Source organism: Dyella sp. (assembly GCF_036384435.1).
Classification (GTDB): Bacteria; Pseudomonadota; Gammaproteobacteria; order Xanthomonadales; family Rhodanobacteraceae; genus GSA-30.
The window spans coordinates 14,856-35,362 of the sequence record NZ_DASVMI010000158.1; the positions used below are offsets into that span (position 1 = coordinate 14,856).

General features: G+C 59.0%; 22 protein-coding genes and 2 pseudogenes. 14 read left to right on the forward strand and 10 right to left on the reverse strand.

Annotated features, from left to right (window positions below):
* Positions 1-63: 63 nt before the first annotated feature.
* Both VF436_RS15710 and VF436_RS15715 read right to left on the reverse strand, forming a co-directional pair.
* On the reverse strand, positions 64-393 hold the full coding sequence (locus VF436_RS15710; RefSeq protein WP_330904972.1) for a hypothetical protein: 330 nt from the start codon (positions 391-393) through the stop codon (positions 64-66).
* A gap of 366 nt (positions 394-759) precedes the next feature.
* Complete coding sequence (locus VF436_RS15715) at positions 760-1,365, reverse strand: NUDIX domain-containing protein (protein ID WP_330904973.1); 606 nt, start codon at positions 1,363-1,365, stop codon at positions 760-762.
* An 82-nt stretch (positions 1,366-1,447) separates the two neighbouring features.
* Between VF436_RS15715 and VF436_RS15720 the strand changes: the two genes are divergently transcribed.
* Positions 1,448-2,203, forward strand: coding sequence for a DeoR/GlpR family DNA-binding transcription regulator (locus VF436_RS15720; RefSeq protein ID WP_330904974.1), 756 nt, complete (start codon positions 1,448-1,450; stop codon positions 2,201-2,203).
* 15 nt (positions 2,204-2,218) lie between these two features.
* On the opposite strand, the gene VF436_RS15725 is transcribed toward VF436_RS15720, so the two are convergent.
* Complete coding sequence (locus tag VF436_RS15725; RefSeq protein WP_330904975.1) at positions 2,219-3,136, reverse strand: aldo/keto reductase; 918 nt, start codon at positions 3,134-3,136, stop codon at positions 2,219-2,221.
* 77 nt (positions 3,137-3,213) lie between these two features.
* Between VF436_RS15725 and VF436_RS15730 the strand changes: the two genes are divergently transcribed.
* Positions 3,214-3,786, forward strand: a complete 573-nt coding sequence (locus VF436_RS15730; protein WP_330904976.1) for a TetR/AcrR family transcriptional regulator — start codon at positions 3,214-3,216, stop codon at positions 3,784-3,786.
* A 427-nt stretch (positions 3,787-4,213) separates the two neighbouring features.
* Entirely contained in the window at positions 4,214-5,377 is a 1,164-nt protein-coding gene (locus VF436_RS15735; RefSeq protein WP_330904977.1) for a M23 family metallopeptidase, read from the forward strand.
* Between the two features lie 968 nt (positions 5,378-6,345).
* Here the strand turns inward: VF436_RS15735 and VF436_RS15740 are convergent.
* Positions 6,346-7,260, reverse strand: a complete 915-nt coding sequence (locus tag VF436_RS15740) for an AraC family transcriptional regulator (protein WP_330904978.1) — start codon at positions 7,258-7,260, stop codon at positions 6,346-6,348.
* A 98-nt stretch (positions 7,261-7,358) separates the two neighbouring features.
* Here VF436_RS15740 and VF436_RS15745 point away from each other — a divergent pair, with 98 nt between their 5' ends.
* Entirely contained in the window at positions 7,359-8,237 is an 879-nt protein-coding gene (locus VF436_RS15745; RefSeq protein ID WP_330904979.1) for an NAD(P)H-binding protein, read from the forward strand.
* An 84-nt stretch (positions 8,238-8,321) separates the two neighbouring features.
* Here VF436_RS15745 and VF436_RS15750 read toward each other — a convergent pair.
* Both VF436_RS15750 and VF436_RS15755 read right to left on the reverse strand, forming a co-directional pair.
* Positions 8,322-8,594, reverse strand: a pseudogene (locus VF436_RS15750) (IS3 family transposase); the annotation flags it as partial.
* A 25-nt stretch (positions 8,595-8,619) separates the two neighbouring features.
* Entirely contained in the window at positions 8,620-9,177 is a 558-nt protein-coding gene (locus VF436_RS15755; protein WP_330904980.1) for a helix-turn-helix domain-containing protein, read from the reverse strand.
* A 96-nt stretch (positions 9,178-9,273) separates the two neighbouring features.
* On the opposite strand from VF436_RS15755, the gene VF436_RS15760 reads away from it, so the two are divergent.
* Positions 9,274-10,014 (forward strand): glucose 1-dehydrogenase, encoded by a 741-nt coding sequence (locus VF436_RS15760; protein WP_330904981.1) that lies wholly within the window; start codon positions 9,274-9,276, stop codon positions 10,012-10,014.
* Positions 10,015-10,213: 199 nt separating this feature from the next.
* A complete protein-coding gene (locus VF436_RS15765; RefSeq protein ID WP_414649875.1) occupies positions 10,214-10,336 on the forward strand; it encodes a hypothetical protein in 123 nt (40 codons plus the stop codon).
* Positions 10,337-10,594: 258 nt separating this feature from the next.
* On the opposite strand, the pseudogene VF436_RS15770 reads toward VF436_RS15765, so the two are convergent.
* Positions 10,595-11,332, reverse strand: a pseudogene (locus VF436_RS15770) (DUF3800 domain-containing protein); the annotation flags it as partial.
* Between the two features lie 668 nt (positions 11,333-12,000).
* Between VF436_RS15770 and VF436_RS15775 the strand changes: the two are divergent.
* From VF436_RS15775 to VF436_RS15785, 3 genes are all read left to right on the forward strand, one after another.
* Positions 12,001-12,213, forward strand: a complete 213-nt coding sequence (locus VF436_RS15775) for a hypothetical protein (RefSeq protein WP_330904982.1) — start codon at positions 12,001-12,003, stop codon at positions 12,211-12,213.
* Positions 12,214-12,464: 251 nt separating this feature from the next.
* Positions 12,465-13,097, forward strand: a complete 633-nt coding sequence (locus tag VF436_RS15780) for a hypothetical protein (RefSeq protein ID WP_330904983.1) — start codon at positions 12,465-12,467, stop codon at positions 13,095-13,097.
* Between the two features lie 2 nt (positions 13,098-13,099).
* Positions 13,100-14,320: an XRE family transcriptional regulator gene (locus VF436_RS15785; RefSeq protein WP_330904984.1), complete on the forward strand. Its 1,221-nt coding sequence runs from the start codon at positions 13,100-13,102 to the stop codon at positions 14,318-14,320.
* Between the two features lie 62 nt (positions 14,321-14,382).
* On the opposite strand, the gene VF436_RS15790 is transcribed toward VF436_RS15785, so the two are convergent.
* The 3 genes from VF436_RS15790 to VF436_RS21735 all read right to left on the reverse strand — a co-directional run bounded on the left by VF436_RS15790 (position 14,383) and on the right by VF436_RS21735 (position 16,299).
* Positions 14,383-15,132, reverse strand: a complete 750-nt coding sequence (locus tag VF436_RS15790) for a hypothetical protein (RefSeq protein WP_330904985.1) — start codon at positions 15,130-15,132, stop codon at positions 14,383-14,385.
* 10 nt (positions 15,133-15,142) lie between these two features.
* Positions 15,143-15,844 (reverse strand): hypothetical protein, encoded by a 702-nt coding sequence (locus VF436_RS15795; RefSeq protein ID WP_330904986.1) that lies wholly within the window; start codon positions 15,842-15,844, stop codon positions 15,143-15,145.
* A gap of 134 nt (positions 15,845-15,978) precedes the next feature.
* Positions 15,979-16,299, reverse strand: coding sequence for a helix-turn-helix domain-containing protein (locus VF436_RS21735; protein ID WP_414649872.1), 321 nt, complete (start codon positions 16,297-16,299; stop codon positions 15,979-15,981).
* Positions 16,300-16,476: 177 nt separating this feature from the next.
* Here VF436_RS21735 and VF436_RS15800 point away from each other — a divergent pair, with 177 nt between their 5' ends.
* The 5 genes from VF436_RS15800 to VF436_RS15820 all read left to right on the forward strand — a co-directional run bounded on the left by VF436_RS15800 (position 16,477) and on the right by VF436_RS15820 (position 20,501).
* Complete coding sequence (locus tag VF436_RS15800) at positions 16,477-16,824, forward strand: hypothetical protein (RefSeq protein ID WP_330904987.1); 348 nt, start codon at positions 16,477-16,479, stop codon at positions 16,822-16,824.
* 10 nt (positions 16,825-16,834) lie between these two features.
* Entirely contained in the window at positions 16,835-17,530 is a 696-nt protein-coding gene (locus VF436_RS15805) for a hypothetical protein (RefSeq protein WP_330904988.1), read from the forward strand.
* Positions 17,531-17,592: 62 nt separating this feature from the next.
* Positions 17,593-17,973 (forward strand): hypothetical protein, encoded by a 381-nt coding sequence (locus VF436_RS15810; protein ID WP_330904989.1) that lies wholly within the window; start codon positions 17,593-17,595, stop codon positions 17,971-17,973.
* Positions 17,974-18,264: 291 nt separating this feature from the next.
* The gene (gene istA / locus VF436_RS15815) at positions 18,265-19,785 is read left to right on the forward strand and encodes an IS21 family transposase (RefSeq protein ID WP_330904990.1); all 1,521 of its coding nucleotides are present in this window, start codon (positions 18,265-18,267) and stop codon (positions 19,783-19,785) included.
* Positions 19,779-20,501 (forward strand): ATP-binding protein, encoded by a 723-nt coding sequence (locus tag VF436_RS15820; protein WP_330904991.1) that lies wholly within the window; start codon positions 19,779-19,781, stop codon positions 20,499-20,501. The genes istA and VF436_RS15820 overlap by 7 nt, the downstream gene beginning before the upstream one ends.
* Positions 20,502-20,507 lie beyond the last annotated feature (6 nt).

A 20,507-nucleotide genomic window follows, 5' to 3' on the forward strand; every position in this document is an offset into this window, starting at 1 on the left:
TGAGGGCAAAACCTCCAATCGGGGCGAGCGAGCCATCGCAGCGCTAAATCCCACCACCAACCCTCAATGATTCACCGCCCCATCATCCCCATGCTCAAGTCGCACGATGCGCAAATGCATTGCATCCTCGACCAGGCAACGCAACGCCTGGATGGTTCGTTGCAGCACGATCTGGCTCTGATCGCTTCGACGCGCCGCCTCGATCAACCCCAGCGCATTGACCAGACGTGAGTCCAGCGCCAGATCCAGTTCGATCGGCCCGATCGGTGGCTGCCCTGGACAATGCGCGCACACCTTGGCGCCCAATCTGGCGTGATGCAGCGCGTGCTCAATCACGTTGGTGGGCGTTGCGTAAGACAAGGAAAGATGAGGAGAAGAAATCAGGATGGACATGGCGGCTCCCGCGAAGTCCGCCTCAAGGAGAGGCGGACGTGTCAGGGTGGAAAGCCGGTTTGTGTTGGCACACCGGTAGGACATAAGCCCTCCCGACACGTCCGCCATAAAGCTATCTTATGGCATATGGGCGCCGTAACGCTTACAGACAAACGCCGTAAACGTTACGGCGCTTTTAAGCGCCAACACAAAAGCGGGTTTCCACACCCGGCCACCGTTCATCGGCGGCACGACCAGCATGCGTCGATTCTTCACGCGTATCAAGAGTGACAACTCATTTTTCAAACTATTCCTATGTCGTTACACACTGACCTTCCTTGCAGGCATACGAGATATCTTTTTTGCGCACGATCGACACGCATCCTGTCAGGCCCGAATCGTCGCGGGTGGTCCAAATACGTGTAATGCCGCATGTTGCAACAGCATGATGGTCTTGCCGTCCGCGATGTCACCACGTGCCACCATCGCCATGGCCTCGTCAAAATCGACCTCGAACACTTCGATGTCTTCACCTTCCGATTCAAGGCCACCGCCATCGCTGACACGATCACCGTCATCGTATTCGGCGACAAAGAAGAACAGGCGTTCGGTCACCGAACCCGGACTCATGAACGCCTCGAATACCTTGTCGATGCGGCCGAGGCGATAGCCGGTTTCTTCTTCGACCTCGGCTCGGATGCGCTGCTCTGGCGCGGCTTTCTCCAACAGGCCGGCCGGCGCCTCGATCAGCATGCCGTGATGACCGTTCACGAACGCCGGAAAGCGAAACTGACGCGTCAGCACCACGGTACGCGTGGCAATGCGGTAGAGCAGCAGTACGGCGCCGTCGCCACGGTCATAGGTTTCGCGCTGCTGGCGCTGCCATGAACCATCGGAGCGACGAAAGTCGAAAATCGTGTTCTTCAGCACATACCAGTGATCGGACAACACCTGCGTCTCGATGATGCGGACGCGTTCGGCGACATCGTTCATCGCAACAGCTCCGGGTGGACAAGGACGGGCCGGCACGGTATCGTGCAATTTCGTGCAATGTCAATGAATTTCATGCATAGCCATGCTCACCAGCCAGAGAAAGCAACAGATCCTCCAAGTGCTCAAGCGCGACGGGCAGGTCGTCGCCAAAGCCATGAGCGACGCATTCGGTGTATCGGAAGACACAGTCCGGCGTGACCTGCGAGAGCTGGCGGCCGAGGGGCTGCTGCAACGCGTGCATGGCGGCGCCCTGCCCTCCTCCCCAGCCACAGCCGATTACGCTCACAGGCAAGCGATCAGCGCGGATGCCAAATCCGCCATTGCACGCAAGGCCGCCAGCCTGATCCAGCCCGGGCAGGTCGTCATTCTCGATGGCGGCACCACCTGCGTGGCGATGGCCCGGCACCTGCCCGCCACGCTCAAGGCCACGGTGATCACGCACAGCCCGAGTGTCGCGGTCGAGTTGATGCACCATGACAACATCGACGTCGTGATGATCGGCGGACGACTGTTCAAGCACTCCATGGTGGCCGTTGGCGCTTCGGCCATCGAGGCGATGGCGCATATTCGTGCCGATGTGTTCTTCATGGGCGTCACCGGCATCCACCCCACCGGCGGCCTCAGCACGGGCGATCACGAAGAAGCGCACATCAAACGCGCGCTCGCCGCTCGGGCCGCCGAAACCGTGGTGCTGGCATCCAACGAAAAGTTGAACGCGGCATCCCATTACGTCATCGGGGAAGCCACTATGGCGCATACCGTGATCGTGGACGCCGATGCGCCAAAGGCGGCCACGCACGGCCTCTCGGCGTTGGGCATCCAGGTGGTCAGGGCCTGACCGCCCGGAGCGAATTCAACGCAGATCGTGTTCGGTGTGGGGCACTTCCATCGCATCCAGACGATGCATCATCGCATCGTCGAGCACCACCGAATCCACCGCCATGTTTTCCTCCAGGTGCGCCACACTCGCCGTGCCTGCAATCAGCATCATGTTCGGCGACCGGGCCAGCAGCCACGCCAGACCAACCTGCGCCGGCGTTACCGACAGCGCCTTGGCGATCGAGACCACCTCGGCTTGATCGACCACCTTGGGCATTCTTGCGAATGCCCCGCCTAGCGGGAAAAACGGCACCCATGCAATCGCCTGCGCCACACAGTATTCCAGCATCGCCTCGAACTCACGGGACACCAGGCTGTAAGCATTCTGTACGCATGCCACGCCTGCAGGCTGTGCCTTGCGCAGGCTGTCCAGGTTCACCGCACTCACACCGAACGCGCCAATCTTGCCTTCCTTGCGCATGGCGATCATCGCATCGAGCTGGTCTTCGATCGGAATGACCTGATCGCCCTCGGCACGCACGCCAGGCCCGACATCGGTCCGACGCAGGTTAACCACGGGTATCTGCTCCAGGCCAAGGCTCCGCAGATTGGCCTCCACCGATTGGCGCAGCTGCTCAGGGCGCTGTGCAAGCCTTAATGGAATCGGCCCGTGGGGGTCTGGATCAGCTCCCACCTTGCTGACCACGACGATACCGTCCATGCCATGCATGGCCTCGCGTATGGCTGCGTTGGCGAAACCGTTGCCATAGAACTCGGCGGTGTCGACATGGTTCACGCCAAGCTCGAAACCGCGTCGCAGCAAGGCCACGGCATCAAGCGGATTGGAGCGAAGCCGGTCCAGCTGCATCGCGCCGAAACCGATGCGCGCCACCGACTGGCCCGCCAAGGGGTAGCTACCACCCGGCGCCTGGTTCGAGGGACGAAGGGACATGCGAGGACTCCCATGGTATGTTTGAAGAAGCGGAGGAGCCTCCGCTTTGTGGCCACCTTAACCGGAGGAACCTCCGCTTGTCAAAACCCGTGCCCCAACGCGCAGATGCCGCGCGCAATCGCGAGCGACTGATAGAAGCCGCTCGCGACAGCTTTGCCGCGGGAAACGACAGTGAATCACTGGAAAATATCGCGCGGGCAGCGGGTGTCGGTATTGGAACGCTCTACCGCAATTTCCCGACACGCGAAGCCCTGGTCGAGGCGGTGTATCGATCCGAGCTCGATGCCGTCACTGCCATGGCCGACACCTTGATCGCCAGACACGAAGGCTTCGAAGCGCTGCGGCTGTGGATGGCGCGCTACACCCGCTTTGTCGCCACCAAGCGCGGCATGCTCGATGCGCTCCGCAGCGCCTGGGCATCGGGCAGCATTCCCGCCTCGGAGACGCGCGCGCGCATCACCGAAGCTATCTGCAAGATCCTGCACAAAGGCACCTCTGACGGCAGCATACGCAGCGATATCGCCGCCGAGGATGTCACGGTAAGCATGCTCGCCATGGTCCTGGCCACCAGGACATCCGAAGACAAGGGACAATTGCAGCGCCTGCTTGACCTGTTGCTGGAAGGCTTGCGGGCGCGCGGCAGCGACTAGGCCATTCTGATGGCAAATGCACGCGCCATCGAACCGGCACGAGACTATCGTGATGCCATGACGCGCGCGCAAACCGTCGCGAAGATGATTAGCCCCATTCCCTGGATGAGGGGGCAGCGCGCGAACAGCATCGCTCCGAAACCCGCCCGGGATGGCGGGTTTTCTGTCTCTCGGACTCTCCTGAAACGCCAAGGAGGGACCAACCATGCCTTCCCACCCGAAAAGCGATAAGCCGCGCCGGCACCATGCACGATCCTGATCGGCGAAGGCCACTGGCGTGCCACGCTGTGTCCGCATGAAATCCAGTCCATGGCCGACTACGTTCGTTGCGTCCCACGCTTGAGAAACCTGAGGACAGCACCGGCTCGGGTTACCGCTTCCAGAAACCCGTACTATGGGCCCAGACAGGGACCATGAGGGGAAGTCGATGATGCGCCATCTTCTGGCTGCGGTGACGCTGGCTGCATGTTGTGTTGCACCCGTTCGCTCGCAACAGGCCCTCGCTCCGGTCGAAGCGCGCGTGCCTTTCGCACCGATGGCCTTTGTCGGCAGCGATGGCCTTACGCATCTGGCGTATGAGTTGCACATCACCAACTTCTACGGCGACACCGGCCCACTGAGACCGCAGGGACTGAAGATATTCGCCGATGACGCGAAAACGCCATCGCTGACCTTGGACGAAGAGCAGCTTGCCGACGTGATACGCCCTGCCCCGTCCGGACACGAGCCGATATCGATCGCGCCAGGAAAGCGCTCCATCGTCTTCCTATGGCTTACGTTGCCAAGCGGCTCGGCCGTGCCGCACACGCTGCATCACAGGATGGATCTGCTCACGGACAAGCAACAAACCGTAACGCTCGATGGCGCCGACGTGCAGGTCAGCCAGAAGCAACCCATGATCATAAGTCGCCCCTTGCAAGGTGGCCGATGGCTTGCGCATGAGGGGCCGGGCGCGACGCAATCCCATCACTGGGGCAGCCTAGTGGCCGTCAATGGCCAACTTACCATCCCACAACGTTACGCCCTGGATCTGGTAGGCATCGATGAAACAGGCCATGCCATGCGATCAGGCGTCAAAGACATCCAGAAATCGAAGCACACCGACTGGGTCGGCTACGGCACGAATGTCCTGGCCGTGGCCGATGGCGTGGTACGTAGCGCGCGCGATGGCGAGCAGGAGCACCATCCCCTGGAGCCGCAACCGGAGCCATCATCGCTGACAACCAACGGCTTGTTTGGCAATTACGTCGTGCTGGAACTTCGGCCAGGCATCTACGCTAGCTACGCTCACCTGCGGCGCGGAAGCATCAAGGTCAAGCCGGGCGACCGTGTGCATCGTGGCGAGGTCTTGGGACAACTGGGCCAATCCGGAAATTCAGCGGCGCCGCATCTGCACTTCCAGCTATCCAATGCCCAGACGTTCGAAGGCTCGGAGGGCATACCCTATGCATTCGATCATTTCGACCTGCTCGGCCCCGAATCGGAAGCGCAACTATTCGGGCAGGGAGATCCCTGGAAGCCCACGCACGTCGAACATCGACGAACGCAGCTTCCACTGAACGACGTGGTCGTGGATTTTTCAGCACCCTAACCACCAGGGTTTTGCTGAAATAATCCATCGAGCACCCCTGGCGTAAGCGAGGCTCAAAGCTTGCCGCGTTCTGTAGCCATATGGCGACGTCTGGATCGCGGAGCTATAGCGGGTTCACGTGGCTCAAGGCTCATGGCGACGCGAGTTCGGTTATCCACTTTCAATTCAAGACGGACTTGACCCAAGGGCAGCGGATGCACCGAGCTGTCCTTATCTGCCCGAGACGCGAGCTTCAGATTGCCAAATGGGCTCTCCTGCTGTCATGTGTTTAGCCATCTCGCAAAGCCATTATCAATCGTTTTCAAGAAGCGATTGAGTAAAAGCGAATGGGGAAAATTCCACATACCACTTCACAGCTGAGCGAGCACCTTCGGCCCATCCGATCGCCAGATCGTTGACAAAGCCTGCCGCCCTCTCCTCTGTAAGACCAAGGCCAACGATTGACAACATCATTGGTCCCCGCGAGGTCTCCACTTTACGATGGCATGGTTTTCTGTGGGTGGGTCAACACCGGGAAGACCGTCGGCTCGACAGCGTCGAGTGGCCTGATTTTATCTCCACAAAGGGCGCACCGCCGGCAGGCGTGGGTATCTTCTTCACCCTGGTTGCGAAGAACGGCGCGTTGCCGACCTCATCCTGGCGGCCTTGCTCATTCCCGAAGAGGCCGCCGACTGAATTTGTCCACACATCCGGGTTCTGCGCCCGCAGACGGCGTGTGTCAACGTAGACGCTGCACGCACCAGGCTCGCGTCCGCTACCCGGCGCGTTACCACGGGGCTCCAGACGAGGTGGAATGGGCCGTCATCGTTGACCTGTAGCGGCCAGCCGGACTAAGCAATTTGAGGGGCGCTCATAGCTCAGCTAGACAACGTTACACCCACGAAAGCGGAGGCCGCACGCTCGAATTGCTTCGGGCGAGCCCATCCTCTTGCATTGGCCAGTGACGGCCACGTTGCCAGATAGCCAGCTTACTGGACATCATCCTTCGCATAACGGCGTGGTGAACAACCCATCACGCGCTTGAACGCCGTGTTGAAGGAATTTTCTGAATCGTATCCGATCGAATATGCGATCTTCGACAAGGTTTCCCGGCTCGCCAACAGCATTTCGGTCGCGAGCATCATTCGCCATGCGGTGAGATAGGCAAAAGGTGTGTTGCCTACTGTCTCCCGAAAACGCCTTGCAAAGGTCGAACGTGACAGGCCTGCCTCAATCGCAAGTTCATCGAGAGTCCAGCGATGCGCGGGCTTTGCATGCATTGCCTCTATCGCTCGTCCCACTTGCAGATCGTTCAGACCAGAAAACCAGCTCATACCCTCCGACCGATGAAGGACCAGATGCAAGCGGAACGCCTGGAGCAGCATCAAATGAGCAAGATGATGTGCAGCCAGGGACGCACCGGCGCTCTTCAGTCGCATCTCAGCCATGATCCGCGTAATCGCCCAGCGCAGGATCGCCTGATCCTCAATGTTCTGCAGCAGCATCAAAGGCGGAAGCGGCGCAAGCAACATGGCAGCCCTGCGCGCGTCAACTTCGAAACGGGTGCCAATCAGCGTGATATCTCCGCCGCCGTTATGCCGGACGATGCCACCCGGACTGGCCAAACCCAGGACATCAATGGCAGGGGTGGGCGGGAGCGACAGATCGCTTGCAAGCGTAAACGAGCGCCCATTGGGCAGCACGAAGCAATCGCCCGCCGATAGAAGAGTCGGGGCGTCAAGACCATCGACCTTGAGCCAGCACGTACCCTCTTCGATGGCATAACATTTGACCGCACCGATCCGGTTTTCAGACCGGATCGACCAGCTCCCGCCTGCATCTAGACATGCGGTGACAAAACTGCTCGGCTTCAGAAGGGTTAGCACTTCAGAAAGAACGTCCATGGCAGTTCGATACGATTACGAAGAAATCATGCACGCATAATTATGGTCCGTCCCCAGTGCGCCGTCTATTCTTGAGCAACCCCACTGGAAGGATGCGCATGATCGTCGTCACCACCCCTACTGGCCATATCGGTCAGCATGTCGTTCAATCCTTGCTCGACAGCGAAGAACCGCTACGCCTGATAGCACGCGATCCCGCTAAGCTGGCCTCCACGGTCCTTGACCGAGCGGAGGTCGTTGTCGGGTCGCACGGCGACGCCGAGACGATCGATCGCGCTTTGTGCGGCGCCGATGCCCTATTCTGGCTCTGCCCGCCCACGCCGGTGGCTACGCCAGCGGCGGCAACCGTGGAGTTCACCCGGCCAGCAGCTGCAGCAGTCGCCCGTCACGGCGTGCGCCATGTGGTGGTGGTGACGAATCTGGGGCGCGGCACAGCGTGGCAGGATCGCGCCGGGATGGTGACCGAGTCGATCGCCATGGTCGATCTGCTGCGGGCCACGGGCGCCGCCGTTCGCGGTCTCGCCCTGCCAGCTCTCATGGACAATGCACTTCAGCAGGTCGAGGCGATCCGGAATGGGCAGATGTTTGGCCCGATCGATCCGAATAAACGTTTGCCTCACGTCGCAAGTATGGATGTCGGCAAAGCAGCCGTGCAATTTCTGACAGATCGCTCCTGGGATGGCCAAGAGGATGTTCCGGTGGTCGGCCCAGAAAACTATTCCTATCATGAACTCGCCGCGATTATTTCGGAGGTGCTCGGGACCGAAGTGCACTACCAGCAAACTGCGCTTGACGCTCTGAAAAAACAATTCGTAGCCCATGGAATGGCAGAACCCTTCGCTCAGGGCATGATCGATATGTTCCGGGCCAAGAATGAAGGCATGGACAATGTTGCACTGCCGACATCAGGGATCATCGGACAGACCTCCTTTCACCAATGGGCGCGGGACAGGTTAAAGCATGCTGTAGCCACCTAGGTTCGAACCCTTGCTGGGCGCCATTTCGCCGGTCAGAGTATTTGGAGTTTTATATTGGATTGCCAAGAGTTCTATAGATACGCAAGAGTCGCTTTGCGCGTAGCTCCGTTCGAACTCTACCGGTGAAAGATCTCCGGCGAAATTATTTCGTCAAACTGGGTTGTAAAACATCTCGATGCGGTAGAAGGCATCCGAGGCAGTGGCGGCGCGATTGGGCTAGATGCGTCGCTGGATTCGTTCGCTCTTCAGCAAACTAAAGAGGCTTTCCGCTACGGTATTGTCGTGACAGTTGCCGCGCCCACTCATGCTCGCCATCATGCCATGCGCCCTCAACAAGGCTTGCCAATCGTCAATGGTGAGAAGCGCCACACAAGTTGCTACCCTAACGCTTAGCTTCCAGCCCATCAATGAATAACCCGATGAGGTGAGTAGTCCGACGCTTGGGATTGTTTTCGTCAACCACAGCCATGCAGACCGCTTGAACCACGCACACCAAGTCTTCAAACAAGATATCGCTACGAATCGAGCCTTGCTTCTGGGCAAGGCTGAGTAAACGTTTGCCTTCATCGGCAGTTGCCATACATCCGGGCGTACCAGACGTTAGGATGGTCCCGAGCGAAGAGGCAAGTCCGCGATATATGTTGCTGTGAGTTACCAATTCCTCTAGGTAAACGCGCAATGCGCTTGCTGGCGCAAGCTCATGGCTTCTCCTTTGACTGTCTTCGGCGAACGCCAAAAAGCGAGCACTGTAGGCAGCGGCTAACAGATCGTCTCGGGTAGCAAATCGCCGATAGAGCGTCCCTATACCCACATTGGCCCGTTTTGCTACGTCGTCAAGCGTGGCCTTTGAGCCGCGTTCAAGGAAAACAGCCTCAGCCGCCTCAAGGATTCGCTCCCGATTCCGCTGAGCATCTGCTCGCAATGGGGTGTCGTAGCTCACGGATTGTCTCGAAATGGCACTTGCAAAACGGAGAGTACCTCCGGATCATAAGTGGAGCAACACTCCACTTTTGCGAGTATTCCAATGAATTCGAGTATGAAGCGCTTCTTAGATAAGACTGTAGTAATCACCGGCGGTAGCGAGGGCATAGGCTTGTCCACAGCCAAGCAGTTCGCCAGCGAAGGGGCATGTGTGTATGTGACTGGACGTCGGAAAGAGGCCCTGGAGAATGCTGAAAGGCAGATCGGCCATGGCGCCATTGGCCTTCAAGGTGACGTCGGCAACATAGAGGACCTTGATCGCATATTTGCCCGCGTAGGTCACGAGAGGGGCAAGATCGACATCGTTTTTGCTAATGCGGGGATTTCAGAGTCCGCGACCATCGGTGAGATCGATGAAGCTCATTTTGAGAGGCTATTTACCACCAACGTGAAGGGCGTGGTCTTCACAGTACAAAAGGCCCTACCGCTCATGGGTGACGGTAGCACCATTGTGCTTACTAGCTCGGCCGCAGGCAGCAAGGGGTTTGGTGGCCTATCGATTTATAGCGCAACGAAGGCGGCGATTCGCTCACTCGCACGGACCTGGACTACAGATCTCAAGCATCGCGGTATTCGGGTAAACGTCGTATCTCCCGGCGTGATCATGACTCCTGCATTGCAGGCATACATCGAGCGTAACGAAGGTGCAGAGGAAGCTCTGAAGCAAATGACGCCATTTGGCCGAATTGGTAAACCAGAAGAAGTGGCCGATGCCGTCCTTTTTTTGGCCTCTGACGAAAGTAGCTTTATTGCCGGCGATGAGCTTTTCGTCGATGGCGGCTTTAAGGCGGTCTGAGGGCAGAACGCATTGGGTGCTCGCCATCGGTATGGGCACCCTCCGCGCATCCTCTACGGGTCGGGAGCGGACCTTAGACGTCCTTGATTCACGCGGTCCAGGGCAAGATCACTGCGGCGGCCCCCGGCTTGAGAAGCTTAGTTGGCTGGGGCGCTACCAGCGCGTCACAGACCGGCTTGCCGACTGAAGGAGATTGGCCGTGAAGAAGCGCTTTTCCGAAGAACAGATCATCGGCTTCCTGCGTGAGGCGGATGCCGGCCTGCCGATCAAGGCCCTGCATGCAGGTCGCATGCTATGTGCGCGGCCGAATCTAGTTCTTTGAAGGCGGGTCCGCGTCATAGATGGTGGCGGCGTTTTGCCGCGAATCGGCCAGTCCGGCACGAGGCTCAGCCTGCAATGTCACCCGCACGGCAGACAGGTAATCCATCAAAGTCAGCCACCGAAGGGACTTCCGCTCTTCGATCGGCAATACACCGCAGCTTCTGAGTTGAAGCAAGGTCTCCGGATCCAAATCAAGGATGCCGTTGCTCCTCAGGAACTCGTCAGAAAACGCGCGAGGAATTGGCCTGGGCATGAAAGCTCAAGGGAAGCGGGGTTTGACGGGCGGCAAGATGACGCCCAATCCGCTAGCCGTCGGGAACGGATATTTTTGCTCCGGCGGAGCCGCCAACTGCGCCGCCGTGGCTTCCGAGACAAGCTCATATAACCCAATTTGCTCGCCGTTTGAATGAAAGAAATAGGGCGAGATCAGGTCGAAACCACGAGGGTCCTTGGCTTGGTATCTCCGATAAATCCAGTAGGCCACCATGTCAGCCATCTGGATCATGCGCGAAGCTTTTGAATCGATGAAGAGCGGCACTTCCGCGAAGTTTCTGAGCTTCCCTTTCGCGTGGCCAATGTGTTTGAGCGAGTGGGAAAAGGCCTGGATCGCTCGTTCTTGATCCGACTCATCGAAAATGACGAGGCCCCGTTGCTTTTCGCCATGAACCTGATACCGCAACGCAAGCATGTCATCAAAGGCGCAGGCGACCTGCTCAAAGGCGTGAGACACCAAGTCAGATTTAACCAAAGACTTCTCGATGACGGCAGCAAACACCCTCAACCTCAGGCGCGTGTCACTCAGCAGCTCCAGAATGTCCACCGTTGCCTGCACGCGGTCGGCAGGCTCAAAAGCGTGCCATCCATCGGTTCCGCTGCGCATGGGCTGCGCGTGAAATTCTATGCTCTGCGGATCGAGGGGGTTGAACCGCTTGGCAATCTCCGTCATCGAGGCGTCGAGCCAGTGAGTCTGCCGCTCAAAAATGGCGACTCCTGCGAAGACAAAAAATCGGAATCCTTATCGCTCGGAGAACCCGAGTCATCGAGGTATAGCAAATACATCTGACGCCCTCCCTGCGCAGAGTTGCTAAAAAAACCGCCCTAAAAAGGGCGGTCTTTTTTGAATGGGTGAGCTAGGTGAGGCAATCGCTCGACGCACCGCAAATAGGTCGGTGCTCCCAGCCCATGCGCATATTTTACTCATATTTGATCAACGAACAAGGCGCTCAAAAAACGGCTCATTTTTTCTAGCGCACTTTTCGGAGCACGCCAGAGGACTCCAACCGTTGCCCAATAAGGGCAACATGCAACTATTGGTTGAAATACTGACAAATCGCCCATAAAAAACCCCTGAATAATCAGGGGTTTAGTGACGCATTTAAGCGTCTCAGCTGGCTGGGAGACTTGCCCACCCTGTAACAGGGCCCAAGCCATTGACTGATATGCCCTTGATGCGCGAGACAACTCGGTGGTGTTGACCTCCGATGTTGACCAAGTCCCAGAACCCTATCACACCCAACTTGACGCCAGACTCCGCGCTTTGCTGTGATTGCTCGACAACTGGACGAACCTTGGGGAGTCACTGTGAAAGGAAGGAAGTTTAAGTTTCCTCGCTCAGCAGAGCGGTCACCAGCAGCGCCAGCAGCATTGTGCCCAGCGGATAGAGTGTTGAACCTTTATAACCAAGCCAATGGTGCAGAACGGCAACGGATCACTAAAAAAGTAAAAGAATGGTTTACCGAAACAGCGCATGCTGACGGCTGGGATCAAGTGGGATTCTTGCCCGAGGTCGAATCCGAGCATGGGGCTGGATGCATTCTCTATAAAAGTTTCGGCTCTTCACGGGGCGACAACATAGTCAAAAAACTTAGCAGCGACTAAGCCCAAACAAGCCACGAAGCACTGGGGTAGCTAGATGTCTTAGGTCCGACGTGACGCCTAAGATATGGTCAATGACGAGCGCCGGCGACATCCGGCGCTCGATATTGGTCCACCCGCGTGGGCATATTTAGCCAGGCGTGACACCAAAGCTGGGCACCATTGGGGGCAACGAGCCGAACTTCGGCTTCTATTGACACACGCAACTTTTAAGTGGTGAAATCCGCCTCAACGCAACTCTGCAGGCGCAGTCCTTGGATAAGCCCACCATTCAGCAGTTACTCTTGGCCCACCTGTCCCGCGATTTGGTGCTCAACGTCGAGGAGCTGCTGGAAACCGGTGCGCAGCGTGCCTTTGGCAAGGCCAAAGGGATGAATGATGGGCACCTCCCCAGCGTGGTCGGCCAGCTTCGTCACTTCCACATGAACGAAGGGTTTGCCGCCGCCCTGGAAGGATCGGGCGCTTTTCCCACGCCGATCAAGGGCAACTCGCTGGTTACGGGCCGGGCCGGCATCTTCCAGCTCGGCCGTTTCAACCTCCGGCAGGGGCCTTGGTACAACGCTCGTCGCAGTGCCAAACGGCGTGTGATGGCGCAGGCCAACGCTGCCATTGAACCTCTGGTGCAGGGTGGCCTCTTTGACAGCCAGAAGCCCATCACCACCGGGTCCGTATTCTTTGTCTGCATTTTCAGTGCATCGCTCGAACATGGCGAGAAGCCCATGTCGATCGAGATCGCCGTGCCCAATCAGCATATGACTGACTGGCTTTTTCACGAGCCTGTTTCGCTGTTTGTTCAACGTTACAACGATGTCGCCGTTCAAGATGACCGCGCAGTACCGATGTTGAAGACCCAACAGAAGACGGGCTCAAACCCAGAAGGGACGTAGCCATGACGCGGGGAATTAACGGGTTTCAGCCAGGGCGCTTAGCGCAAATCCTGGCCATAAGGCGTTTGTCGCAGGTGCAGGTCGCCACCATGGTTGGCGTATCCCCCTCCACCATCAGCAAGTGGCGGGTGGGGCCCCAAGCCCCCGAAGCGGACAAGCTAGAAAGGCTGGCCTCGGTGGTCAATGTCCAGCCCGAATGGTTTACGCGGCCAATCCAAGAAAAGACAACCACCCCGCTCTTTCGCAGCAATGCCTCTGCGCACAAAGCTGCGCGTGAAATGCTGGAAGGTCGGTTGGAGTGGGCTCAGGAGATCGCTGCCAGCCTGGAAGAGTTCGTGGACTTCCCCGCAGTGCATTTTCCCGAGAAAACGTTTACAAACCCGGAAGAAATCACCCCGGAAGACATTGAGGCTGCTGCTCAGGACTGCCGTGACCTCTGGCGCCTTGGCTCGGGCCCCATCCCAGATGTCGCCCTTGCGCTTGAGAACGCCGGCGCCATCCTTATCCGGGAGGAAACGGGAGTCGCGCAGATTGAAGGACTTTCCGCGTGGAGCCACCGGCTTCAGCGGCCACTCGTTCTTCTTGCTGCCGACAAAGACAACGGTTTTCGCAGTCGCTTTGACGCCGCCCACGAACTGGGGCATGTGGTCCTCCACAAGCACATCCCAAGGGCCACCGAAAGGCTCCGCCACAACGAAATGGAGAAGCAAGCTCACCGGTTCGCCGGAGCATTTCTCCTACCGGCGGAAAGTTTTTCCGCTGAGATCCGGCTGCCAGTGACACTGGATAGCCTGCTTCTCCTCAAACAGCGTTGGGGGGTCTCTGTTGCTGCCTTGGTGATGCGGCTGGATGCCCTTGGGTTAATTTCAGAAGAGGACAAACTGTCTCTGTTCAAGCGCCGTTCTGCTCGTTGGGGCGTCAAGTCGGAACCAGGTGATGATGGCCGCATCCCAGAAAAACCCAGGCTGCTCAAAAGAACCATCGAACTCTTGCTGTCCTCCAACACGATGCCCGCAGATGGGATCGCTCGCCATTTTGGGCTCTCAGCGCAAGACATCGAAATGCTCGCTGGCTTACCCGAGGGCTTTTTGAGCAACGACAAGGCAGACGTGATCCCGTTGTCGGGCTTGCGCATCAGACAGCAACCCGAGACTGCGGAAGCTGGCATTTCCACTGGCACCGTGCTCGCCTTCCAACGGCGAAGTAAAGGCCGCAAGCCGTAACGACCGGGCCGCCTAGTTAGGCGGCCTTTTATATTTGGCTTTCGCGGCACCACTGCCTTGGTTCATGGCAGGTGTTGCGCGTGGGCCTCCGCGAGCTCCCCTCGTAGAAGCTCCACCATTTCCAGATATTCCTTCCCAGGCTCCTCGCCTCGAAGCACTTGGAGCTGCCCCTGCAAGATGGACATGCGGATGTCACTCAACGCAGCCGCGTATAGCTGCGATGGCGGCGATAACGTGGTCCAGAACGCTCGATCCAAACGCACCACACTGTCCTGTTGGATGATGCCGCCACTGCGTGGCAAGAAGACCAACTGGGGATACACCAGGCACTCAGCCCGCGCGGCGATCGTCACCGTCATGGCTCTCGGCTCCGCTGGTGTCGAAACTGAGTAAGCGGGTGCCACAAGATATGACGGCCGCTGAAAGGCGTTCCTGGCTTTATTCCTCTCGCCAACCGGCAAATGGTTGTCCGGTATGCCATCAGCCACTGCAAGAACGACACACCGCCGGGCTTTTGCTCGAACTGCTAAAAGCTCTTCGCACTCACCAAGCTTCAACCTTAAAATCGGTAGCCGATTTTTGGGTCGGAAATCCTTGGACGGGTCAATCGGACGGATTTCTCCCCCCACCGCGGCATGCCTGTTCTGATCGGCCCGCTCTGCGTCGAACAGTTGCAGGGGATGTCCAAATTCAGGGGTAACAGTCAGAACGAGCTGGCCGACGACAGGAGGCCCCGCGGTCGAGATTGATGTGCCCGAGTGATAAACCGGCAAGATGGCGTGGATGTCAGTTCCGTTGCCGAAGCCCGCCACGCCACACTCCTTAGATCAAACGAGCATCAAATGGGATATGGCCGTTGCCGGTCACATCTTCGGCATCCGCCTCAGCCATGGCACGGGAAAAGGCGCCGTCATAAATCGGACGATGGGCAGCCATGGCCCGAGCCGATGCCCTACCCACCTCGAATTTCTTTCTCATGGCCTCACTCAACTCTAAAAGGCGCATGATCTTGGCTGGGTCTTTGATATGCGTATGACGGTGAGGAGTTTGCTCGCCCTCGATCGCCAATCCATGAAAATCAAGCTGATCCCCGGGAGACGCATCCCGCATGGGCGTCGTTTTGAAATAGACGTAGTCCAACAGTTTGCTCAAATCATTGGCGTATTTGCTGATGTAGCCCGCAAACCGAGACGCCAAAGACCCCGACAAACCCAGATCGGTCGCTCTCGGTCCGACCGGATATTCCCCTAGCCAAAAGAGGGCGAACTCTTTGTTTTTCGACTCGCCCGCCTTGGACTGAATAACTCCCTGGACACCAAGCTCATCAATGGCCGAAGCCAAATCTGTCGCAAATGGCCCATAGTGGTGCAGATACCAGTGGGCACCACTGAGGGTCTGCCCGCCATGTCCCTCGGCATACAGGCAATCCAACAGATACACCAACTTGGTCAAACTGGTTTTAGAAATGCCGCGCACACCCGCCTGTTTGGCCTCCTGTAAGACGGCCAAGACGGCGGAACGCATCGTGGGACTGACGGCAGGCATAGGCGGCAGCTAGGGAATAGAGCTCAACATTATAGCAAGCCCATGTTTGAGGGGAATTTTACCGTCTCTATCCAACCATAAAGCGAGGGTAGAGCAAGTCCTCCTAGCTCGAACTAAGGTCTTGGCTTCATGAGGGCCTTAGCCGGGGTCAGGCCGGCGGCAATCCGACGGTCCAGTTCGACGATCACTGCGGGCCAATCCGCACCGTACAAGTTCACCAGATCGCGGACCACCAAGAGATCCAGCCCCCGAGCAGCATTTTCCATCTCGGACACCCCAGCTTGGGTGATGCCCACGGCCGTGGCGGCCTGAAGCTGGGTCAAGCCGGCCGCTAACCGGAGTTCTCTGAGCAGTTGAGCCACCACACGATGTTCTGGGCGATGGACAGAGGTGGGCTTCGGCTTGGACTTCGGACTGTTGGGCGGACTGACCATACCGCCACGCTACGCAACAGGCGTAGATATTCATTTTTAATATGTTCATACGTTTTTCGTATATTTGGCGTAACGGACTGCAGGGGCGCTGACGGCCTCCCTCTTCCCGACGCCAAAGCTGGGCAGGTGAAGTTTTGGCGCCCCTCCTCCACCTGCCTCGATACAGGGGACCGACACATGAAGTTCGGATGGATGGCAGCTTTCGGCTTGGCTGTGGCCGTAGCTTTGACGGGCTGCGCAACGACGATTGGCAGGGACTATGACCAAAACCGGGTCGGCCAGTTCGTGTCTGGGAAAACGACCCAAGATCAAGTCATCGCCACGCTTGGTCAGCCCCAGGAGCGCGAGATGGAAAGTGATGGCACCACGCGCTGGCATTACCAATACATCGTCAGCAAAAACTCCCTCGGCGATTACGTGCCCTTCGCACCGGTGAAGGCCGACACGTCTGGGAAGGACACGTTCTTGTATTTCGATGCCCAGGGGCGGTTCCTGAGGGCCGAAAACAACCAATCGAACATGTAAGGGATGGCCCATGAAGCGCACCCTTGCTTTGTTCTTGGTCGTTGCATTGGCCGCCTGCTCGAAGTCTCCCGGTGGCGTGTCCATTTCCACCGGCGCCTCCTCGGATCTGCCCACGGCGGATCTCAACACGCCGGACAGCGCCTACGTCCCGATCATTCAGGCGCGTCAGGTCTGGGTGATGTATAACGCGCTCTCCGGAGACAAGCCATCCGACATGATGCTCTGGTCGATCGACCCGAGCATCATGGGTGCCGATGCCTTCCAGAAGCGCGACAAGGAAGCCACGCTCCTCCCCCAGCTCGCCGCAGAAACGGCCGCAGCTAAGGATCACCGCTATATCTCGTGGGTGGACACGACTGGTCGCTTGGACCCTTACGACCTCGACCACCATGCCTTTGGCTTCGGCTCGGCCCTGATGAACCCGCAGGCCGGTGTATCGCACGGGCAAATCGCCGGGGTCAACATGATTGACGTCGCCCCCACGAATCCTGCTGCCTTTCAGTGGCTTCGCGTGCCGGACGAAACTCGGGCCAAGGCGATCCAGGCTCGCATGTCCGCGGGATGGATCCCCCGGGTGAAGGTCTGGGCCTATGTGCAGGGGGGCGAGAAAGTCCGCGGCATCACGCAGACCCTGTGGATCCAGATCACCAAAATCCAGGTGCTCGATCCGCAGGGCCAGGTGGTGCTGGAACAGTCCCAGAAATAAGCCAGCACGCCATGGGCGTGCATTTTTCACCCAAGGCCCTCGGGCCAGAGAGGAGATACATCATGTCTGACGCGATCCAGCTTTCCCCCATGCAGTGGGCTGCGCTTCCCGACATCGCGGATGTGCCGCGGCTGACCGGCGATGACCATGCCGTGCTCGATGCCATCCGGGACGTTCTCATCCGCCACGGAGCTCAGTCCAAGTTCGGGGTTCATCTGCTGCACAAGCACTTCGACTTGGCGGAAGATGAAGTCTTGGTCGAATACACCAACGTCGAAGCGCGCACGCAAGAATGCCGGGTGGAAAAGCGGGTTTCTGATCGCATCGAGCCTCACGACCGGATCGAAACCATGTGGTCGTTCACGCGCCCCGGAGCCTTGCGGGTTTGTGACCAGCAGTGCGTTGTCAACTGGGGCCATGCCAACCGGCATTACCAGCGCTGACTGCGCATCAAGACGCATGGATCCTGTAAGACTTGGGTGTCCCGGAAAATCAGGCGCACGCGCTGATGCACCGCGAACCTAGGGGCCGTCTCCATTGGAGGCGGCCTTTCTTTTTGAGCCACCCTGACACCCATTTGGGCACCCTCGCGTATCGTCAGAGGACCCAGGAAATGCCTTGATGTGATGCAGTTTGCGGGTCCAGGCCATGCCCCGACTCGATTCCAATCTGCTCACTTGACAGCCCTCCAACGCGGACTAAAACAGCGCCCCTTCTTCCCGATGGAGTTGCTGATGCAGACGTTCGATGTGGTTCGCTTGGTCCTGACCACCACCCTGAAAAATCACGAGATCGCCCTGGCGGCCGGCGTCTCGAAAACGACGGTGAGCCGCTACCGGCAACTCGCGCGAGCGAAGGCCTTGGTCTGGGACGAGGTGGCAACACTGGGACCCCAGGCACTGCACGAACGGCTGAACCGGCCGCGTTCGGGGGGCCGGCGCAAAGAAACACCGGACCTCTCGCTGCTCCATGATCAGTTGCACGCCAAGGGCATGACCCTTCAACTGCTGTGGGAAGACTACAAGCGGGAAAACCCCGACACGGCGCTGTCCTATTCTCACCTGGCGGCCCAACTGCGGCGTTACCGCGACACCTTGCCGACGGTGATGCGACAGCACCATGTGCCCGGTGAGCGGGTGTTCGTGGACTACTCGGGTCTGCGACCGCACTACCTCGACCCCGCCGGCAAGAAGGTGCCAGTGGAGTTGTTCGTCGGCGTCTTGGGCGCCAGCTCGCTGATGTTCGCCCTGTGCACGGCGACGCAGCAGGTGCCCGACTTTCTCCGCGCTCACGTGGCGATGTTCGAGTATTTCGGCGGCCTGCCCCAGGTGCTGGTGCCGGACAACTTGAAATCAGCGGTGACCACCGCCGGCAAAACACCAAAGATCCAGCGCGCCTATGCCGACTTGGCCCGACACTATGGCCTAGCGGTGCTGCCCACCCGTCCCTCGCGGCCGCGCGATAAGGCCTCGGTGGAAACCGGGGTGAAGGTCGCCCAGCAACGCATCCTGGCCCGCCTGCGTCACCAGCACTTCTACTCGCTGGCCGAGCTCAACGCCGCCGTGGCGACCTTACTGGATGAGGCCAATGACCGCCCCATGGTCAAGGACAGCCTCAGTCGGCGCCAGCGTTTCGACCAACTGGAACGCGCGGCGCTTCGACCGTTGCCGCCGGAGCCCTATGTCTACGCGGATTGGATCGTCGTGCCGACGGTGCCCAAGGACTACCACATCCCAGTCAACGGACATTTCTATTCGGTGCCACACACCCTGATCGGTGAGCGGGTCGAAGTTCGCCTGACTGAGGACACCGTGGAGGTGCGCCACCGGCAGAAGACCGTGGCCCATCATGCGCGAAGCGGGATGCTGGGGGAACACACCACCGTCAGCACGCATCAACCTGAGGCGCATCGTGCCCAAGCCGGGCGCACGCCGGAAGGCATGGTCACCTGTGCCAAGGATGTCGGCCCTCATGTCCTTCGCTTCGTCAGGCACCAAGTCAACCGTGCCCAACCCTTCCTGGGACTGCCCGCGTGCGATGTGCTGCGATCACTCGTTCGCAAACATGGAACGGCCGCGCTGGATCAGGCCGCCAAAACCACGTTTGAACTGGGCTCGCCCCGGATCACCACGTTGAAACGGGTGCTCGACAACCATGCCGCAGCGCAAGACACACCGCCGGCCTCGGTTCCTAGAACCTCCTACGCGCGCGGTGCCCGTTACCACGCTCAAAAAACCGAGGACACGCCATGTTGAGCGACCAGCAGCGCGCCGTGGCCGCTCTCAAAGCCTTGAAGCTCGGGCCCATGGCTGCGCGATTGGAACAGTGGGCCGAGGATCCGGCAAGCGCGGGCCGATCCCATGCCGACTGCATCCTGGCCCTGGTGGACGCCCAGACCCAGGCCACCGCCACGAAGCGCGCCCAGCGCTTCCTGGCCCAAGCCGATCTGCCGCTACACATCACGCTGGCCGACATCCAGCCCAGCGCTGCGCGCGGGTTGCCCACCCAACTCTTGGCCAACCTCGCCACCGGGGATTGGATTCAGCGAGGACACATCCTCCTGATCACTGGCGAAACCCAAGTCGGTAAAACCTATGTGGCGGCCGCCTTGGCACGGGAGGCCAGCTTGCAGCGACGGTCAGTGTCCTACCGGCGAACGCCGGAACTCCTGGCCGAGTGTGCCATGGAGAAAAAACGCGGCACGTGGCCGGCATTTCTGAAAAAGCTGGGCCGAACGGAACTGTTGGTGTTGGACGACTTTGCCCTCGAACGCGCCGACAGCCAGCAAAGCCATGCCCTGCGAGAAATCCTGGACCTGCGCCGACGCCACGGCAGCGCGGTCCTGATCGCCTCACCGAATGCGCCGGAGGACTGGGACGGGCTCTTCGACGACGCGACCGCCGCAGAGGCCATCTTTGGCCGGGTGCTCGAACGCTCCCAGCGCATCACCCTGGGACGGCCCACCCGCTAGGCCTGC

What these genes read in the sequence shown, in the direction of transcription:
- VF436_RS15710 (WP_330904972.1), bottom strand. Translation starts at nt 393, where the DNA reads ATGTCCATCCTGATTTCTTCTCCTCATCTTTCCTTGTCTTACGCAACG.
- VF436_RS15715 (WP_330904973.1), bottom strand. Translation starts at nt 1,365, where the DNA reads ATGAACGATGTCGCCGAACGCGTCCGCATCATCGAGACGCAGGTGTTG.
- VF436_RS15720 (WP_330904974.1), top strand. Translation starts at nt 1,448, where the DNA reads ATGCTCACCAGCCAGAGAAAGCAACAGATCCTCCAAGTGCTCAAGCGC.
- VF436_RS15725 (WP_330904975.1), bottom strand. Translation starts at nt 3,136, where the DNA reads ATGTCCCTTCGTCCCTCGAACCAGGCGCCGGGTGGTAGCTACCCCTTG.
- VF436_RS15735 (WP_330904977.1), top strand. Translation starts at nt 4,214, where the DNA reads ATGATGCGCCATCTTCTGGCTGCGGTGACGCTGGCTGCATGTTGTGTT.
- VF436_RS15740 (WP_330904978.1), bottom strand. Translation starts at nt 7,260, where the DNA reads ATGGACGTTCTTTCTGAAGTGCTAACCCTTCTGAAGCCGAGCAGTTTT.
- VF436_RS15745 (WP_330904979.1), top strand. Translation starts at nt 7,359, where the DNA reads ATGATCGTCGTCACCACCCCTACTGGCCATATCGGTCAGCATGTCGTT.
- VF436_RS15760 (WP_330904981.1), top strand. Translation starts at nt 9,274, where the DNA reads ATGAAGCGCTTCTTAGATAAGACTGTAGTAATCACCGGCGGTAGCGAG.
- VF436_RS15785 (WP_330904984.1), top strand. Translation starts at nt 13,100, where the DNA reads ATGACGCGGGGAATTAACGGGTTTCAGCCAGGGCGCTTAGCGCAAATC.
- VF436_RS15795 (WP_330904986.1), bottom strand. Translation starts at nt 15,844, where the DNA reads ATGCGTTCCGCCGTCTTGGCCGTCTTACAGGAGGCCAAACAGGCGGGT.
- VF436_RS21735 (WP_414649872.1), bottom strand. Translation starts at nt 16,299, where the DNA reads ATGGTCAGTCCGCCCAACAGTCCGAAGTCCAAGCCGAAGCCCACCTCT.
- VF436_RS15800 (WP_330904987.1), top strand. Translation starts at nt 16,477, where the DNA reads ATGAAGTTCGGATGGATGGCAGCTTTCGGCTTGGCTGTGGCCGTAGCT.
- VF436_RS15805 (WP_330904988.1), top strand. Translation starts at nt 16,835, where the DNA reads ATGAAGCGCACCCTTGCTTTGTTCTTGGTCGTTGCATTGGCCGCCTGC.
- VF436_RS15810 (WP_330904989.1), top strand. Translation starts at nt 17,593, where the DNA reads ATGTCTGACGCGATCCAGCTTTCCCCCATGCAGTGGGCTGCGCTTCCC.
- istA (WP_330904990.1), top strand. Translation starts at nt 18,265, where the DNA reads ATGCAGACGTTCGATGTGGTTCGCTTGGTCCTGACCACCACCCTGAAA.
- VF436_RS15820 (WP_330904991.1), top strand. Translation starts at nt 19,779, where the DNA reads ATGTTGAGCGACCAGCAGCGCGCCGTGGCCGCTCTCAAAGCCTTGAAG.